The organism is Clostridioides sp. ZZV14-6150, assembly GCF_020657875.1.
In the GTDB taxonomy this organism is placed as follows: Bacteria; Bacillota; Clostridia; order Peptostreptococcales; family Peptostreptococcaceae; genus Clostridioides.
The window spans coordinates 131,456-150,481 of sequence record NZ_JAGWDA010000005.1 but is presented as its reverse complement, the minus strand read 5'-3'; the positions used below and the strand labels follow the sequence as shown (position 1 = coordinate 150,481).

Here is a 19,026-nt window from a genome sequence, read left to right as displayed (position 1 = left end):
ATTAGTAGGTTTTAGATAGAGTCTATATATTATAACTTAAACTAATTCTTGTCAATTGACGCACTAATTATGAATAAGATATAATTAAATAAAAATAGTTTTATAAACTTAATTGAAAAAATATTAAATAAAAATAAATATATTTCTAAATTAAATATGTTTCAAATGAGATAGGAGAGAGTTGATGGCTAACTTAATTCTAAATGGGATTTCTAGAACAGTTATAGTGAGTAGTTTATGTATATTTTTAATATTAATTTTTAAGCAAACGATATTTAAAAGATTTAGTAAGAAGTTCAATTATTATATATGGTTAATAGTAGTTCTTAAGTTGTTACTTCCATTTACCTATTATACCTTTACAGTTAATATTTTAAGAAATAAAACGAAAGCCAATATTGATAATATTAACTTAGAACATTTTAATAGTGTTTCAACTTTAAGTAATAGTATTTTGATATATGTTTGGATTTCTACTGTAATAATATATTTAACTTATACTATCTTTAAATACATAAAACTAAAAAACTTAATAAATGACTTATCTTATGATGTTTAGGATGAAGAAATAATAAATCTTTATGTAAGTATATTAAAAGAATTTAATATCACAAAAGATATAAAGTTAAAATATTCTTATGAAGTTGAAACACCAGCATTTTTGATTCATGTGTGCTTTTACCACCACATGATTATAAACTAAAAGAACTTGAATGGATTTTTAGACATGAGCTTATGCATTTTAAGAGTAAAGACCTCTGTTTGAAATATGTAGTGTTGTTTTTAAAAATAGTTTATTGGTTTAATCCAGTTATATATATAATGGATAAACATATGGATTTAGACTGTGAACTTTATTGTGATGAGAGGGTTTTAAAAAAGTTTAGTACAGAAGATAAAAAAGACTATGCTTTAACAATTATAAATGCAATGAGAAGAAGCTCAAATTCTTCAAACAAATTTGTAGCTGGGTTACATAAGAAATCTGATATTAAAAAGAGAGTAACGAATATGTTTAATGAAAAATATAAGAATGGTATATTAATAGCTTTAATTATATGTTTATTGTTTTCTGTTACGTTCTTTAAATTTGATTCAACTAGTCTTATTGAAGATACTGCTCCTTTAAATAAATCTGAGTGTGTATTTGAAGGAAGAGAGGAAGGAATGTTTATAACTATAGATTTTACATATGCAAATGCACCTGAAAAATTAAGAAGAGAGCATGAAGAAAACTGTAGAGCAGTTGGAATTATACCTAAAGATTCAGATTCAATAGAAGTTTTTCCCAGAGATTTTAGATATTGTTTGGATTTAAAAAAATAAAATTAACATCATAGAAGCTTTATATTTAAATTAAACAGTTAAAAAATTTAAGATTAATTACTAGAATATGATTTAAATAAGAAAAGAAGTAGTTTAGATTTAGTTTAAAAGGAGACATTTATATTAAGGATATAAAACTTAAAAAATAAGTAAATTGAAATACAAAATACTAATAAATAAGTTAGGTGAAAATATATGGTTAATTCAATTCTAAATGGGATTTTTAGAACTGTTATAGTAAGTAGTTTAAGTATTTTTCTGATATTGATTTTTAAGAAAAATGTATTCAAAAGATTTAGTAAAAAATTTAATTATTACATATGGATGATAGTTGTTATTAAGCTGTTGCTACCTTTTACATACTATACCTTTACAATAAATATCTTGAGAAGCAAAGAAAATATCAATATTAATAACATAAATTTAGAGGGCTTTAATAATATTTCAAATTTAAAGAATAACATCTTATTGTATGCTTGGATTATAACTGTAGCAATATATTTAATTTATACTATATTTAAATACATAAAACTTAAAAACTTAATAAATGATTTATCCTATGATGTTGAGGATGAAGAAATGATAAATCTTTATAAAGATATATTAAAAGAGTTTAATATAACAAAAGATATAAAACTAAAGTATTCTTATGAAGTTGAAACACCAGCATTTTTTAATTCATGTGTACTTTTGCCACCACATGACTATAATTTAAAAGAGCTCAATTGGATTTTTAGGCATGAACTTATGCATTTTAGGAGTAAAGACCTTTGTTTAAAGTATGTAATGATATTTTTAAAAATAGTATATTGGTTTAATCCATTTGTATATATAATGGACAAACATATAGATTTAGATTGTGAACTTTATTGTGATGAAAGAGTCTTAAAGAACCATAGTGAAGAAGAAAAAAAAGATTATGCTCTAACAATTATAAATGCAATGAGAAGAGGTTCAAATATTTCAAATAAATTTGTGGCTGGATTACATAAACAATCTGATATTAAAAAAAGAATAATGGATATGTTTAATGAAAAATATAAAAATGGTATTTTAATGGCATTAATTTTATGCTTATTATCTTCTATTACTTTTTTAAAGATTAGCTTAACTAGTATCATTGATTTGAATATATTGCCTAAAGATGTAAAAGTTACAGGAAACATTTTTTCTATGACAGTTTCAACCATACCATTTACATATGCAGATGCTCCTGAAGGTATGCGAAGAGATCATAAAGAAAACTGTGAAAGTATAGGGTTAACTCCTAAAGATTCTGATAGAATTGAGATTGTGGTAGAATTTTATGATGTATTAGTAGAACCATAAGTAAATTTAGAAAAAACTATAATCTAAAAGTCACTTTTATATGAGTGACTTTTTATTTAGAATAAGTTAAAAAATTCACTATATTTCTAACTTTATAGAAGTTTTATTAAAAAATATACGATACATAAAAACGCACAAAAAAACACATAAAACAATATTTATGCGTACTTTAGCTTCAAAAGGTACAAAATTCTTTACTTTTACAAACTCATATTATATAATTAAGTAAATAATGTATATTTAGGTGACATATTGGATAAGCTAATTAATTATTATTTATTAATATAATGATACTATAAAAGTTATATAAAGAGGTTTACAAAAAAGTTACAGATAGAGCTTTTATTAATGTATTGTGTATTAGTATTTTATCCTTAGGTACACTTCACCTACAAAATAGAATCATAAGATAATTATGGGAAAATTTTAGGAGGTTTATCGTGAAGAAAAAGATATTAATACCAGTATTTGCATCAGTTATGGCATTATCAGTAAGTTCAATTGTAAATGCAGATGAAATAAATGATTCATCTCAAAATAAAGATGATAAAACAAATACTGAATTAAATTTAGGCGAATATAAAGAAGTAAAATATAAAGTTGCAAGAATAAAAGATGGAGTAGCTATAAAGATAAGAGAAGAAGGTCAAGTTCAAAATATAGCTTATTCTGGAGACGAATTTACAGTTCTAGGAATCCAAGGAGAATGGGTTAAAGTTAAAGTTGAAGATGGCGAAGGTTGGTTGGCTACTAGATATGTAGATATATCTGAAGGGGTAGGATATACTAATGCTGATAAAGTAAACTTAAGAAAAGATAAAAGTGAAAATTCAGAAGTAATTGGGGAGCTAGAAAAAGGAAGCTCTTTATTGGTTTTAGAGGAAAATGGAGATTGGTTAAAAGTTAAAGATGGAGAAACAGAAGGATATGTAAAATCTTCTTATGTAACTGATAAAGCTCCAGTAATAGAAGAGCCACAAGTAGACCAAAATGTTACTCAAAATGGAGATTCTACAAACACAAATAACAATCAACAAAACAATACAAATAATAATCAACAAAATAATAATTCCAATGTGCCAACAGCTAACTCTAATGCAGTTCAAGCTGTGCTTAATTTGGCTTATTCTAAGCAAGGTTGCCCATATGTTTGGGGAGCAGAAGGGCCAAATACTTTTGACTGTTCAGGATTTACACAATATGTATACAGAAATGCAGTAGGAAAGAAGATACCAAGAACATCTAAGGCACAATCTAATTATGGACAAACTGTAAGTAAGGCAAATTTACAGCCAGGAGACTTAGTATTCTTTACAACTAATGGTTCTGGTTCTGTTAGTCATGTTGGTATATATGTAGGTGGAGGTAATATGATACATTCACCATCAACAGGAAAAACAGTTCGTGTAACTAGTATAAATTCAGCATACTATACAGCAAGATTTGTTACAGCAAAAAGAATCTTATAATCGATTTGTACTATAATAAATTGATAAATACATAAATACAAATGCTCTATATTATATTTAATTTAATCAGAAAATCTAAAATGATTATATGTTAAATGCAATATAGAGTTTTTTTGCGTTATCTTAAATTTTGATGTGGATTTATATTAATATTACTATTAAATAGTATTCTTTCCAGATAATGATTATTTGTGCAATACCTTGACAGGATAAGGTAAAGGTGATAAGCTACTAACAGTACAAAAATACTTTTAATTTTAGTTCAGAGAGGCTAAAAAAGGAGGACGAAAGATGTTAAAATCAAGAAATTTAATCCAACCAGAAGACTTTTCAATAGAAGAAATAGATGAAATATTAGAATTAGCTCAAAAAATAATTGACAATCCGTCAAAATATTCTCATATATGTGAAGGTAAACTATTAGCTACATTATTTTATGAACCGTCAACAAGAACAAGATTAAGTTTTGAATCTGCTATGAACAGACTAGGAGGTCGTGTCGTAGGTTTTTCAGAGCCAAACTCATCATCTGCATCAAAGGGTGAAACTTTAGGTGATACGATGAGAATAGTATCTAGTTATGTTGATATAATAGCTATGAGACACCCTCAATCAGGTGCAGCTATAGAAGCATCAAAATTCACAGAAGTACCATTTATAAATGCAGGAGATGGCGGAAATCAGCATCCAACACAAACACTTACAGATTTACTTACTATAAAATCATTAAAAGGAACTTTAGAAAATCACACAATAGGATTATGTGGTGATTTAAAATATGGAAGAACTGTACATTCTTTAGTTAAGGCTATGGCAAGATACAAAAATACTAAGTTTGTATTTATAGCACCTGAAGAACTAAAAATGCCAGACTATATAAAAGAAGCTATAAAGGGACATGCTTACTATGAAACTAATAATTTAGATGATGTTATAGGAAGTTTGGATGTTTTATATATGACTAGAATTCAACAAGAAAGATTTGAAGATAAATCAGAATACGAAAGACTGAAAAACTATTATATTTTAAATAAAGCTAAATTAGAAAAAGCATCTGAAAGTATGTTAGTAATGCATCCATTACCAAGAGTAAATGAAATAGATGTTGATGTAGATACAGATGATAGAGCTGTTTATTTTAAGCAAGCTAAATATGGAATGTTCGTTAGAATGGCATTAATAATAAAGCTTCTAGGTATAAATGAAGGCTAGTAGTTACATTATATAATAGTAAAGTAAAGGAGATTTTGGGATGTATAAAATTCTAGAAAATATATACATAGGTGAAGATATGTATAGAATGAAAGTAAAAGGTACTTTTGAAGGTAAGATGGGGCAATTTTATATGCTAAGAGCATGGGATACTTATCCAGTACTTTCAAGACCTATAAGTATACATGATATAGATGAAGAAGGTATAACTTTTCTTTATAAAGCAGTAGGAGAAGGAACTCAAATTATTAGTAATCTAAAAGTGAATGATACTATAAAGCTAGAAGGTCCTTATGGAAATGGATATAGTAAAGTTGATGGAAAAGTAGCTCTAGTAGGTGGTGGAATCGGTGTAGCACCATTGTATTTAGTTGCTAAAAATATAAAAGACTGCGATGCTTATCTTGGATTTAGAGAAGATGTTATATTAGAAAATGAATATAAAGAAGTTTGTAATGAGGTATATACAACAGTAGGAAATACGTTTGTAACAGATATAATTGATGTAGAAAAATATGACTATATATTAACATGTGGGCCAACTCCAATGATGGAAAAATTGGTTAAAATGGTAGAAGGTACTAAAACAAGGATTATGGTGTCACTTGAAAATCATATGGCATGTGGAGTAGGAGCGTGTTTAGTATGTACATGTAAGACTACTAAAGGAAACAAAAAAACTTGCAAAGATGGTCCAGTATTTTGGGGAGAGGACGTGATTTTTAATGGCTAATTTGAACATAAAATTTGGAAATATTGATTTTAAAAATCCAGTAATAATGGCGTCTGGGACTTTTGGATTTGGAAGAGAATATAATGAAATTTATGAGATACAAAAACTTGGTGGGATAAGTAGTAAAGGTCTTACTTTAAATAAAAAACCTGGTAATAATGGTATGAGAGTTCATGAGACACCATCAGGTATGATGAATAGTGTTGGACTTGAAAATCCTGGAGTTCAAGGATTTATAGACAGTGAACTTCCTTTCTTCAGTGAGTTAGATTTAGTTAGAATTGCTAATGTTGGAGGCGGAACATTAGAAGATTATCTACTTGGGGTTAAGCTGTTAAATGACAAGCCTGTAGATATTATTGAATTAAACATATCTTGTCCAAATGTCAAAGCAGGAGGAATGGCTTTTGGTATAAAAAATGAAGTGGCAAGAGAAGTTGTTCGTGAGGTAAGAAACGTAACTAAACTACCTCTAGTAATAAAATTATCGCCTAATGCTGAAGATATTGTGGGTATGGCAAAAGTTTGTGAAGAAGAAGGTGCTGATGGAGTATCTTTAGTTAATACTTTTAAAGCAATGGCAATTGATATAAAAAATAGAAAGCCAGTATTTGAAAATGTATATGCTGGATTATCTGGACCAGCTATAAAGCCTATAGCTCTTAGAATGGTACATGAAGTTTGTAAAAATGTAAATATACCAGTAATGGGAATGGGTGGAATAACTAAAGCTACAGATGCCATAGAATTTATAATGGCAGGAGCTACTTGTATTCAAGTTGGAACTGCAAATTTCATGAATCCTAAAATTGGTCTTGAGATAATAGATGGAATCAATGAATTTATGGATAGAGAAGGAATAAAGAGTTTAGAAGAAATAAGAGGAATTATATAAGTCAGTGTAGGTATGATAAATAAGTATAACTAAATCAAATAATATAAATTAAAATAAATATAATATTAACATGGAGGAAAAAATAATATGAGTAAAGTAGATGTAGTAGATATATTAAAGAAAAGTGATGCATTATTAGAGGGACATTTTTTATTATCTTCAGGAAAACACAGTAACAGATATGTGCAATGTGCAAAGTTATTAAGATTCCCAGAGTATGCAGCTGAGGTATTAAATACAGTTGTTGAACAAATTAAAGATTTAGGTATAGACTTAGTAGTTGGGCCAGCTATGGGTGGAGTAGTAGTTTCTTATGAGTTAGGAAGACAGTTAGGAAAAGAAGCTATATTTACTGAGAGAAAAGATAATACAATGGAGTTAAGAAGAGGATTTGAAGTTAAAAAAGGTGCAAAAATAATAATTGCTGAAGATGTTGTTACTACTGGTAAGTCAACTATGGAAACAAAAAGAGTATTAGAAGCATTAGGTGGAGAAGTTATAGGTGTTGCCTGTATAGCTGATAGAACTAATCATGATATAGGTATGCCTATATATAGTGCAGTAAAACTTGATATTCAAGTTTATGAAGCTGGTGAATGTCCTTTATGTAAAGAGGGAAAATTACCAGTTGTTAAACCTGGAAGTAGAGAGTTTAAAGAATTAGGAATGTAATAACTAATTAATTAAATTTAACATTATTTGAGGAAATACAAATTTTTTTGACTAAAAAAATATCAATTTAAATATATAAATAAGAGATAATAAACAGCTAGCTTTCATTTAAAAGGCTAGCTGTTTTTTGTTGAAAATATATTTACAAAACAGTAGCTAGTAGCAGTACAATATAATTATAAAATAAAAAATTATTATATATATTGGGGAGGGTTTCGGTATGAGTAATCAATTAAAGAAAAATCAAAAAAAGGTTGTATTTTTTGGTGTTGGTGCTGTTGGAGCTACCTTTGCAGAACAATTTTTAAATTCTAAATATGATTTTAAAATTCTTTGTGACCAAAAAAGAAAAAAAAGATATTTAGAAGATGGTTTTATAATAAATGGAAAAAGATATGACTTCGATTATATAACTAAAGATGAATATAAACAAGAAGCTGATTTTATAATTATAGGTTTAAAATACAATAACCTAAAAGAAAATATAGAAGAGTTAGATGGATTGGTTGGAAAAGATACAGTAATAATGTCTTTATTAAATGGAGTTAATAGTGAAGAGATAATAGGAGAAAGATTTGGAATTGAAAAAATGGTATATTCATATGTAACAAATATAGATGCAAAAAAAATAGAAAATAATATTATACATACTACAGATGGAATAATTGTATTTGGAAATAAAGATAATAGTGAAGATAGAAAAACAGATATAATAACTGAAGTTTTTGATAGTGTAAATATAGAATATGTATTATCAAAAAATATTCAACGAGATATGTGGTGGAAATACATGGTTAATATTGGGGTAAATCAAACTTCAGCTATACTTGGAGCTTCTTATGGAGTGTTTCAAGACTCTGAATATCTAAGAGAGTTAGCAAAATCTGCAATGAGAGAAGTTGTTGATATAGCTCAAGTAAAAGGTATATGTCTTACAGAAGATGATGTAGAAAATTCATTACATAGAATACTAGAACATTCAAGAGAAGGTAGAACATCAATGCTTCAGGATGTAGAGGCTCATAGACTTACAGAAGTAGATATGTTTTCTAAGAATATTTGTGAACTTGGAAGAAAGTATAACATACCAACTCCTATAAATCAGACTCTTTTTTATATGATAAAAGTAATTGAAAGTAGATTTTAGAAAATTTTTAGAAAAAAATTGAGGCTGTGAGTAAATCTGTGTAAAACAAATTTATCTACAGCTTTTTTAGTAGACACAATTGGTAAAAATGGTTATACGTCAAATTATGAATACTAAAAAAATAAAAAATTTTAAATTTAAAATAAAAAATTTGAAAGGAATTTTGAATAAAATTATTACAGAAAGGATAGAAAATACTATGAAAAAGCTATTTACAAGTGAAACATTTTTGGAATTTCAGTTTATCAGTGACTGCCAACTGTCTCCAGATGGAGGATATACAGCCTTTGTTGTAAAGAAAGCTGATATCAAAGAGAATGGTTACACAAGCCAACTTTATGTATTAGACAATAAAAGTGGAGAATTGAAACAAATAACTTCTATAGATTCTGTAGGAGCATATGCTTGGGAAAATGAAAATACGATTTTGTTCCCTGCTTTGAGAAATGAAAAAGTAAAAGAAGATATTAAAAATGGCAAGCACTGTATGAGTTACTATGCTTTATCTTTACATGGTGGAGAAGCAGAAGAACTTTTTAGATTACCCATCAAAGGTGGTAAATTGAATCCTATAGGAAAAGGTTTGTATGCAGTAATTGATTCTTATGATAATGACCAACCTGCTATGGAAGGATTGTCAGAAGAAGAACAGCAGAAAAAAATAAATGCTTATAATAAAAGACAATATGAACACTTTAAGGAAATTCCTTATGCTGTCAATGGTGAAGGATATATTAGTAGGAAAAGAAAGCGCCTGTACTTATATAACAATAATACAAAGGAATTAAAGCCAATTACAGTCCCAATGTTTAATGTGGTAGGTATGAAAATAAATGATGGCAAAATATTATATGTAGGACAGGAATTTGAAAATGTAAAAGGTTTAAAAATTGGAGTTTATGTGTTTGATACTAAGAATAATACAAATGTTTGTATATTAGAAAAAGATAATTATATTATAAAAGGTTTTGAATTATATAAAAATAAAGCAGTGTTAAATTTAACAGATGCTTTGTCTTATGGTAATGGCGAAAATGGAGATTTTTATACCATTGATATTGATACAAAAGAAATGAAACTTCTTTCAGAACATCAACATCATTGTATAGGAAATACAATAACATCTGATATTAAAATAGGTACAGGGCAGACAACAAAAGTAGATGGTGAATATATTTATTATACTTCTACAGTAAATATGGACTGCATTATTGAGAGAATACATATTCCAACAGGAAAACAGGAAAAAGTTACAAAAACAGGCTCTGTTGATTTTATCGATGTGAAAGATGGCAATATTGTATGTGTAGCTTGTACAGGAAATCAATTACCTGAAGTTTATACAGTAGAAAATGAAACTTTATGCAAGAAAACATATTTGAATGAACATATTCTACAGGAATATAAAATTTCTGAACCAGAATATATGGAATCAAAAGGAAGTTCTAATTGGGAAATACAAGGATATGTATTTAAACCAGTAGATTATGAAGTAGGAAAAAAATATCCAGCTATATTGGCAATTCATGGTGGGCCAAGATTGACATATGGACCATATTTTATGAATGAAATACAGGTATTTGCAAGTTCAGGATATTTTGTATTCTTCTGTAATCCAAGAGGTTCCGAAGGTCGAGGAAATGATTTTGCTGATATTAGAAAACAATTTGGAGATATTGATTACATAGATTTTATGGAGTTTACAGATGCTGTACTTGAAAAATATCCTGATATTGATGAAACGAAGTTGGCTGTAGAAGGTGGAAGCTATGGCGGATTTATGACAAACTGGATAATTGGTCATACAAATCGTTTTGCTGCTGCTTGTGCTCAACGTTCTATTGCAAACTGGAGTGGTATGGAGGGTACAACAGACATTGGTTATTATTTCTGCAAAGGGCAAACAGGAGCTTCTCACATGGAAAATCATGAGCTTCAATGGAAACAATCTCCTCTTGCTTACGCTGATAAATGTGTTACTCCAACTTTATTCTTACATGGGGAAAAAGATTATCATTGCTATATGCAAGAAGCATTCCAGATGTTTTCTGCATTGAAAATTCATGAATGCCCTACAAAACTTTGTCTTTTTGCAGGAGAAAATCATGAGTTATCACGTTCTGGTGGACCAAAACAAAAACTGCAAAGATTCGTAGAAATGTTAAATTGGTTTTCAATATATGTTAAAAAAGAGCAGTAAAGAGAGGAGAATATAAAAATGGAAAAACTAAAAATTGAAAGTTCAGATATTTATGAATATTTATTTCCTCATGATATTTCTTGTTCCCCTGATGGAAAGTATATTGCTTATATTATATCAAATATCAATGAGGAAAAAGATTGTTATGAACATGACTTATATGTTATGGAAATAAAAACAAAGAAACAAATACATTTAACTCAAACAAGAGATGTAACAGCATTTAGCTGGATTTCTAATACAGAATTATTTTTTACTTCAAAAAGAGATAAACCAAAAGCAGGTACAACAGATTTTTACACTATTTCTATACAAGGAGGAGAAGCAAAAAGAGCATTTTCTATTCCAAAAGCCTGTGGTCTACCTGTATCGTTGGGAAATAAATTGTGGTTATTGATGACAAAAAATCCAAAAGATGCTAAAAAATCAGAACCAGATAGAGCGGTAGAAGGTGTGGACTATTGGACATTTACAGATAAACCTTTTATAAGAGATGGAGAAAATTTTTCTCAAAGAAGACGTGTTACTTTAGAGTTGTATCAAGAAGGAAAAAATGAAACAAAAGCTATTACACCAAAATATTGTGAGGTAGCAAGTTTAGATGTTTCTTCTGACAAAAAAAGAATTTTATATATTGGTCAGATTTATGAAGATTGTGCGACACCTTTTTCTGGTCTTTGGGAGTATCATTTAGAAACTGGAGAAACAAAAGAACTTGTTCCACAGGGAAAGTATCAAATTAGCTTGGCTAAATATGTTGGTGAAAATAAAGTAATGTTGCAGGCTTCTACATTAGACCGTTCTATTACACAGAACCATGATATTTTTATGCTTAACTTGGAGAATGGTGAAATTAATATGATTGCAAGTACAGATGGTATGTATGCTACATTATTGGATGTAGATGCTGTATATGGTGGTGGGCGTAGTAATAAAGTCATAGGAGATAAGTTTATTGGTGCAAGAATTTGCAGAACTATGACAGAGTTTAATGAATTTGACACAAAAACAGGTAATATACGCATTATTACAAAAGTAGATGCTTTTACCTCTTTTGATGTTTATGACAACACAATGTATGTAGTTATGTTGAAAGACTATGAATTAGCAGAAATATACAGCATTGATATGATGACAGGAGAAATGATAAAAATGACTACTTTTTCTAAATCATACTTAGATAGTCATAAAGTATCTTTACCTGAAAAATTAACATTTGTGGCAAAAAATGGAGAGGAAGTAGATGGTTTTGTAATACCACCTGTAGATGTTAAAAAAGGTGAAAAATATCCAGCTGTATTATTTATCCATGGTGGACCTAAATGGGCATATGGTTATATGTTTACACATTTGAAACAGTGTGTAGCGTCAAAAGGAATGTATGTTATTTACTGTAATCCTCATGGAGGCGATGGATATGGTGAAAAATTCTTGGAGATGGTAGAAAGATGGGGTTATGTTGATTATGAACATCTCATGGAATTTGTAGATACCTGTATTGAAAAATATCCTGGTATTGATGCAGACCGCCTAGGTGTGACAGGAGGAAGTTATGGTGGTTATATGGCAAACTGGATAATTGGCCATACAGACCGTTTCAAAGCAGTTGCTTCTCAAAGAGGTATTAGTAACTTAGTTACAGCATCTTTGATTATTGACTTTGGTGATAGAATTATGAAGCAAACTTGTGGTGATAAGACACCCTGGAATCATGAGGAAGTTCTTTGGAATCATTCGCCTATTAAATATGTAAAAAATGTTAAAACACCAACTTTGTTCTTACATAGCGATAGAGATTATAGATGTTTTATGGGAGATACTTTCCAAATGTTCACAGCATTAAAACAGCTTGGTGTAGATACAGAAATGTATTTATTCCATGGAGATACACATGGATTGTCTAGAAATGGCAGACCATCTAATAGAATTGTACGTGCTGATGCCATTGTAGATTGGTTTGAAAGATATTTATAATAAGGGGGTTATTTTATGAGTGAAATGTTATTATGGTTTAGTGTTGTATTAGTTTTGTTTGCTATTGGAGATTTAATTGCAAGTAAAACAAAAGCAAAAGTTTCTGCTGTATTTGTCACATTACTTTTATTTTTGATTCTCTTTGTCACAAAAGTGATACCAGCAGATATTATTGAAAAAGCAGGTATGACTGCAGTGGCAAGTTAGAGTGTTCCAATGATTATGTTCAGTATGGGAACAATGTTGAATGTCAAACAGTTCATAGACGAATGGAGAACTGTGTTGACAGCATGGCTTGGAATTTTGGCAGTTATCATTTGTGTTTCATTGTGTATTCCTCTGTTTGGAAAAGCAACAGTATTGACAAGTATACCAGTTATAAATGGGGCTTTACCTGCTACCATTATTATGACGCAGGAAGCGTTAGAAAAAGGATTGACACTTGCAGCAGCTACAGCAACAGTTGTATTTGCAATTCAGAAATTTGTTGGTACACCAATTGCCTCTAGAGCTGCACTACAGGAAGCCAACCGTCTTTTAATAGAATATCATGAAGCAAAAGGAAAAGGAATTGATTTAGCAAATGTGAGTGGTGAAAATAAAGAAACAGAAGGTACAGCAAAAAAAGCAAAACAGGTTTTCTGTGAAAAATATGATAAATATTATTCTACAAATGTTTGTATATTTTTTATAGCTATATTCTCTTATTTAGGATATGAGTTTTCAGAGATTATTCATATGAATTATTCGATTGTATGTCTTGTTGTTGGTGTTCTTGTAACGCGTATTGGTATTGTACCAAAAGACATTTTAGAAAAAGGAAAAATAAAGGGGTTTATCAACATGGTTGTGTTTGTGGCTGTTATTCTTTCTTTAGCGAAGGTTTCTTTGACAGATTTAGTTAGTCTTTTTGTACCAATTGTAGGTATGTTTGCAGTTTCTATTATTGGTATATTTATTACAATGAAGGTATTACCTGGATGGAAAATTATTGGTTCTAAACCTCTTGCCTTTGGTGTAGGATTTTGCCAGATGCTGGGATTCCCAACAACATATTTGATTTCAAATGAAGTATGTAATGCCACTGGAGAAACAGAAGAAGAAAGAGCATATTTGATGTCTAAAATAATACCTAAGCTAGTAGTTGGTGGTATGGCTTGTATGATTTCTATAGTGGTAGCTGGTATTATTGTACCAATGCTATAAATAAATTTTGTAATTAAATAGTAAATAGGAAAAGGGATAATTATTTATTGGGATAGGTTATAATATAAAAAGGATTCTAAAAGTCATAAAAAGCTTGTAGAATCTTTTTTTATGTTAACTTAAATAATGAATGCATAAGTTTAAGGGAAATACTCATAGCTATAACATGAGAATGATAAATAAAATTAAAAATTCTAATACATATGCAGTATTTAAAATTTCTTCTGTTATGTCATGTTTGATTTTTAATAACTCTTTCACGTTTTATCTAAAATAAAAACCACTCAAATATGACTAAGAGCGGTTTGAAATTCAATGTTAATTTAATTTTAGAATTATCCATCTTATAATATATAAAATATGAATTAAAAAATATTTTTAATAGCTATAACTATTGATATTACTTATTTTTATATTAATTACTATATCATAAAATAACAAAAAAATCAAGTCGAGTAATCTCTCTGTTTCGGTGATATACTAGGTTTTAATAGTTTTTAATAAACATAATGTAACTAGAGGATAATCTATGTTTTTTAATTTTTTTGATTAAAGTTACCTCTAGCTCAATAATTATAAGGAGAAATATTATGAATTTGAAAAAAGGATTAGATATTTTAGAAATTCCATCAAGTATATTAGGTAAGGGTAAAGTTATATATATTCCAGTAATCTATACAGAAGATGAGGCAACCATTGTTGATACTGGACTTCCAGGTCAAGGAGAGTTAATAATTGATGCTCTTAATAAGAGTAATACAAGTTTTAATAAATTAAAAAATATCATAATAACTCACCATGATATAGACCATATAGGAAATATAAAATATTTAAGAGAAAAATCTAAAAATGATATAAAGGTATATGCATACAAAAGTGAAGTTAACTATATAACAGGTGAGGAAACGCCATTTAAACTTTGCATATTAGAGCAAGAGATAGATAATCTTAATGACAAAATGCTTGATATGTTAAATGCTATAAAACTTGGATTTAAGTCATCATATACTACAGTAGATGTATCTTTAAATAACCATGAGGTTTTACATTTAAGTGAAGAAGTAGAGGTTATACACACAGGTGGTCATACTAGGGGTCATATATGTCTTTATTTAAAGAAATCTAAAGTACTTATTGCTGGAGATTTATTAGAGATAAAAGATGGTAAACTTAGACCAGTTGATGTAATGCATAGTGACAAGCGAGAATTGATAAAAGCTATTAAGAAATTAAGTAGCTATGATATAGAGGAAATAGTTTTTAGTCATGGTGGATTATATAAAAAAAATATAATTGAAACATTAAAAAATATAGTTATTGAATAATGTTACATGATTGAAAATACTTTCCAGCTCTTTATGAAAAATTTATCTATATAGTAATTAAATATGAGAAGGAAAGAAACAAAAAATGTATAAATAATTATTTACTTGATATTTTGAGAATAAAAATATTACTGGAATCAGAAATTTCCAGTAATATTGAGTAGGAAAAAATATATTTACACAAATCTATAAACATTCTCAAAAAACTTATAATTATTGTTAGTTTTAAATTATATTAATCTTCAATGCTATTTAAATTACTAAATATTTTTAACTCTTCAATGAAAATACTTGCTGCTTTTGATAAAGTTATATCTTTTGGAAAGATATATGAAAAATGTCTGTTATAGTTGCTTCCAAGTTCTATAACAGATAGTTCGTTATTTAAAACAGGTAAGCTTGTTACTAGATTAGATACTATTGTAATCCCTAAATTATTTCTAACTGATTCTTTGACAGCATAGTTACTTCCAAAGACCATCATACTTTTTGGAATAATTTCCTTAACACTTAAAAACATATCCAAATAATCTCTAGTACCAGAACCATCTTCTCTGACTATCCATTTCTGATTTTGAAGCTTATCAAAACTAAAATCTTTTAATAAAGGACTATTATATGGAAGTGCTAAAACCATCTTATCTTCAAAAAAATATTCTTGCATAAATGTGGGTGAAGAACAAGTCCCTTCGATAAGTCCAATATCTAAAATATAATCCTTAACATGAGAAGATACAATAGATGTATTTTCTATGAAAATTTCTATATCTATGTCAGGATACTTTTGAGAAAATAGTGCAAGAAAATTAGGAAGAATATATTCTCCAATAGTTAAACTTGCGCCAATCTTTAAACGTCCAGTTATAGCATCTGAAACCTGATTTACATCATGATATGTAACACTTAAAAGATTTAGTATTTCCTTGGCTCTTTTATATAATATTTGTCCACTTTCTGTGATAAAAATAGTTTTCTGTTTAATAGACCTATTTATAAGCACAACTTTAAAGTAATTTTCTAAGTTTTTAATATGTTTACTTACACTTGGTTGTGATAAATTTAGATATTCACCAGCCTTGGTGAAATTTTTATATTCAACAACAGCCACAAACGTTTTTAATTCTTCAAACAATTTTTTATATCTCCTTTGCATAACAAAAATTTTGTATTTTTTATAAGTTACTTACAGATAATTGTAATATATACATTAATCATTAAAAATATTAATCATTACGATATTATATATTTATTTTACTTATGGTTATTACAATTATATACTATTATTGTAAAGAAAACTATATTAATTGGAAGGTAGGTATATTATGTTAAAAAATAAAAGTAGTTTTACATTAAAGAATATAAAAGAAATATTACCTGGATTGTTTGTATCAGTATTAGTAGGTTATATTAGTATATTTATTTCGACATTAATACCTAAGGTAGGAGCAGCATCAATCTCTATATTTTTGGGTATGTTTGTAGGAAATTTATTTTTAAACCAGAAAGTATTTCAAAAGGGTTATAAATTTTCAGAAACAGATTTGCTATCATATTCAATAGTATTATTAGGAGCAACACTTAGTATATCTACTCTAATAGATTTAAAGATTTCAGGTATATTGTTTATAATATTACAAATGACAATAACAATAGTATCAGCACTTTATATAGGTAAAAAGCTAGGTTTTGGTGAAAACTTTAGATTTCTTATGGCAAGTGGAAATGCAGTATGTGGTTCTTCTGCTATAGCAGCAACAGTTCCAGTAGTTAATGCTACAGACAAAGAAAAAGGAATAGCAATAACTATTGTAAATGTTACTGGTATATTTCTTATGTTTTTACTTCCAATAATATCTCAATTCTTATATAGTCATGAACTTGTAAAAACATCAGCAATGATAGGTGGTACATTACAATCAATTGGTCAAGTTGTGGCAAGTGGAGCTATAGTTGGGGAAAATGTAAAGGATTTAGCAACTATTTTCAAAATAATGAGAGTAATATTCTTAGTTGTAGTTGTTTTAGTATTTGGTCATTTGAAAAATAAGTCTAACAGTGAAATTATTGAAGAAGAAAAAGATGAAATAAAAAAGAAAAAAATAAATATACCATGGTATGTAATTGGTTTTTTCATAACTTGTGCACTTTTTTCAATTAATATCATACCAAAAGAAGTATCTGTATTGTGCAAAGAAATAAGTAATAAATTTGAAATAATAGCACTAGCAGCAATTGGATTAAAAGTTAATGTAAAAGACTTAGTAAGACAAGGTAAAGCAGTTTCTTTATATGGTTTATTTGTAGGAACAGTACAAGTTATATCAGCGATAGTTTTGATAAAGATATTTATATAGAATAAAAGTATTGATTATAATATCAATCTACTTAATCAAAATAATATGTTATTAATAATCGATAATATAAATAAAAAATGAATTCTAATAAGCGTAGATGGGTATAAGCTTATTGGAGTTCATTTTTTATTTATAGTGAAAATTTAAAGTAAAATATTATTTTACATAATAATAACATTATAAATTTTGAAATTAGTTATCTTTGTGTTAAAATAAGAAAAATGCACATATCACAGTTAAGTATTTAAGCAGATAAATAAAATAAAAATATAAATATTAAGGAGATTTTTTATATGAATGTTTATGAAAAGAATAATGTAGTTATACTAGAAGGAGTAACAGATTTTGATCCAAAACATATATTTGAGTGTGGTCAATGTTTTAGATGGCAAAAGCAAGAAGATGGCTCATACACAGGAGTTGCGAAAGGTAGAATATTAAATGTAAAAAAAGAAGATGATAAAGTATATTTAAATAATACAAATTTAGAGGAGTTTAATAGCATTTGGTATAATTACTTTGATTTAGGGACTGATTATACAGAAATAAAAAACAATCTAAAAAGTATGGATGAATATTTAAATAAAGCTACTGAATTTGGATGGGGAATAAGAATATTGAGACAAGATGGATGGGAAATGCTTATATCATTCATAATTTCTTCTAATAATAGAATTCCTATGATACAAAGAGCTATAGAAAACTTATCAAAAAGTTTTGGTAAATACATAGGTGAGTATGAAGGTAAAGAATACTATGCATTTCCAACACCAGAAGAGTTAAATAAAGCCTCACAAGAGCAAATAAGAGCATGTCAAACAGGTTTTAGAGACAAGTACATAAAGAGTACTACACAAGCTGTTATAGAAAATAATGATAAGGTATCTGAATATGTAAATCTAAGTACAGATGATTGTAGAAAAGAGCTTTTAAAATTTAATGGAGTAGGTCCAAAGGTATGTGATTGTATTGCGTTATTTGGCATGCAAAAATATGATTCTTTTCCAGTTGATGTATGGGTTAAGAGAGTTATGCAAGAGTTCTACATAAATGAAGATATGAGTTTACCTAAAATGAGAACTTATGGGATTGATAAATTTGGAGAAATGTCTGGATTTGCACAACAATATCTATTTTACTATGCAAGAGAGCTTGGTATAGGAAAATAGACTTAAGGGGGAAGG

General features: G+C 28.1%; 17 protein-coding genes. 16 read left to right on the top strand and 1 reads right to left on the bottom strand.

All coding sequences use genetic code 11. From position 1 onward, the window contains the following. Positions 1–184: 184 nt before the first annotated feature. The 14 genes from KGF41_RS08045 (at position 185) to KGF41_RS07980 (ending at position 15,488) form a co-directional block, all read left to right on the top strand. Positions 185–559 carry a M56 family metallopeptidase gene (locus tag KGF41_RS08045; protein WP_227827834.1) on the top strand — a complete coding sequence of 125 codons (375 nt, stop codon included), beginning with the start codon at positions 185–187 and terminating at the stop codon, positions 557–559. Between the two features lie 113 nt (positions 560–672). Further along, positions 673–1,326: a M56 family metallopeptidase gene (locus KGF41_RS08040; RefSeq protein ID WP_227856552.1), complete on the top strand. Its 654-nt coding sequence runs from the start codon at positions 673–675 to the stop codon at positions 1,324–1,326. 195 nt (positions 1,327–1,521) lie between these two features. Beyond that, the gene (locus tag KGF41_RS08035) at positions 1,522–2,655 is read left to right on the top strand and encodes a M56 family metallopeptidase (RefSeq protein ID WP_227827832.1); all 1,134 of its coding nucleotides are present in this window, start codon (positions 1,522–1,524) and stop codon (positions 2,653–2,655) included. Positions 2,656–3,095: 440 nt separating this feature from the next. Continuing rightward, on the top strand, positions 3,096–4,124 hold the full coding sequence (locus KGF41_RS08030; protein WP_227827831.1) for an NlpC/P60 family protein: 1,029 nt from the start codon (positions 3,096–3,098) through the stop codon (positions 4,122–4,124). A 291-nt stretch (positions 4,125–4,415) separates the two neighbouring features. After that, positions 4,416–5,336, top strand: a complete 921-nt coding sequence (pyrB, locus tag KGF41_RS08025; RefSeq protein WP_227827830.1) for an aspartate carbamoyltransferase — start codon at positions 4,416–4,418, stop codon at positions 5,334–5,336. Positions 5,337–5,376: 40 nt separating this feature from the next. Then, a complete protein-coding gene (locus KGF41_RS08020; RefSeq protein WP_227827829.1) occupies positions 5,377–6,069 on the top strand; it encodes a dihydroorotate dehydrogenase electron transfer subunit in 693 nt (230 codons plus the stop codon). Beyond that, a complete protein-coding gene (locus KGF41_RS08015; RefSeq protein ID WP_227827828.1) occupies positions 6,062–6,964 on the top strand; it encodes a dihydroorotate dehydrogenase in 903 nt (300 codons plus the stop codon). The genes KGF41_RS08020 and KGF41_RS08015 overlap by 8 nt, the downstream gene beginning before the upstream one ends. 87 nt (positions 6,965–7,051) lie before the next feature. Further along, complete coding sequence (gene pyrE / locus KGF41_RS08010) at positions 7,052–7,636, top strand: orotate phosphoribosyltransferase (protein WP_227827827.1); 585 nt, start codon at positions 7,052–7,054, stop codon at positions 7,634–7,636. Positions 7,637–7,856: 220 nt separating this feature from the next. Further along, positions 7,857–8,783 (top strand): ketopantoate reductase family protein, encoded by a 927-nt coding sequence (locus tag KGF41_RS08005; RefSeq protein WP_227827826.1) that lies wholly within the window; start codon positions 7,857–7,859, stop codon positions 8,781–8,783. Between the two features lie 106 nt (positions 8,784–8,889). Further along, positions 8,890–10,983, top strand: a complete 2,094-nt coding sequence (locus KGF41_RS08000) for an alpha/beta hydrolase family protein (RefSeq protein ID WP_227856551.1) — start codon at positions 8,890–8,892, stop codon at positions 10,981–10,983. A gap of 18 nt (positions 10,984–11,001) precedes the next feature. Continuing rightward, positions 11,002–12,957 (top strand): alpha/beta hydrolase family protein, encoded by a 1,956-nt coding sequence (locus KGF41_RS07995; RefSeq protein WP_227856550.1) that lies wholly within the window; start codon positions 11,002–11,004, stop codon positions 12,955–12,957. Positions 12,958–12,972: 15 nt separating this feature from the next. Further along, positions 12,973–13,164, top strand: a complete 192-nt coding sequence (locus tag KGF41_RS07990) for a hypothetical protein (protein WP_227827823.1) — start codon at positions 12,973–12,975, stop codon at positions 13,162–13,164. Positions 13,165–13,173: 9 nt separating this feature from the next. After that, on the top strand, positions 13,174–14,163 hold the full coding sequence (locus KGF41_RS07985; RefSeq protein ID WP_227856549.1) for a permease: 990 nt from the start codon (positions 13,174–13,176) through the stop codon (positions 14,161–14,163). 590 nt (positions 14,164–14,753) lie between these two features. Beyond that, entirely contained in the window at positions 14,754–15,488 is a 735-nt protein-coding gene (locus KGF41_RS07980) for an MBL fold metallo-hydrolase (protein WP_227850263.1), read from the top strand. Between the two features lie 235 nt (positions 15,489–15,723). Here the strand turns inward: KGF41_RS07980 and KGF41_RS07975 are convergent, their stop codons facing one another. Further along, positions 15,724–16,620, bottom strand: coding sequence for a LysR family transcriptional regulator (locus KGF41_RS07975; RefSeq protein WP_227827820.1), 897 nt, complete (start codon positions 16,618–16,620; stop codon positions 15,724–15,726). Between the two features lie 190 nt (positions 16,621–16,810). On the opposite strand from KGF41_RS07975, the gene KGF41_RS07970 reads away from it, so the two are divergent. Both KGF41_RS07970 and KGF41_RS07965 read left to right on the top strand, forming a co-directional pair. Next, positions 16,811–17,842, top strand: coding sequence for a YeiH family protein (locus KGF41_RS07970; RefSeq protein WP_227827819.1), 1,032 nt, complete (start codon positions 16,811–16,813; stop codon positions 17,840–17,842). A gap of 293 nt (positions 17,843–18,135) precedes the next feature. Continuing rightward, the gene (locus tag KGF41_RS07965) at positions 18,136–19,011 is read left to right on the top strand and encodes a DNA-3-methyladenine glycosylase family protein (RefSeq protein WP_227827818.1); all 876 of its coding nucleotides are present in this window, start codon (positions 18,136–18,138) and stop codon (positions 19,009–19,011) included. The last annotated feature ends 15 nt before the right edge of the window (positions 19,012–19,026 follow it).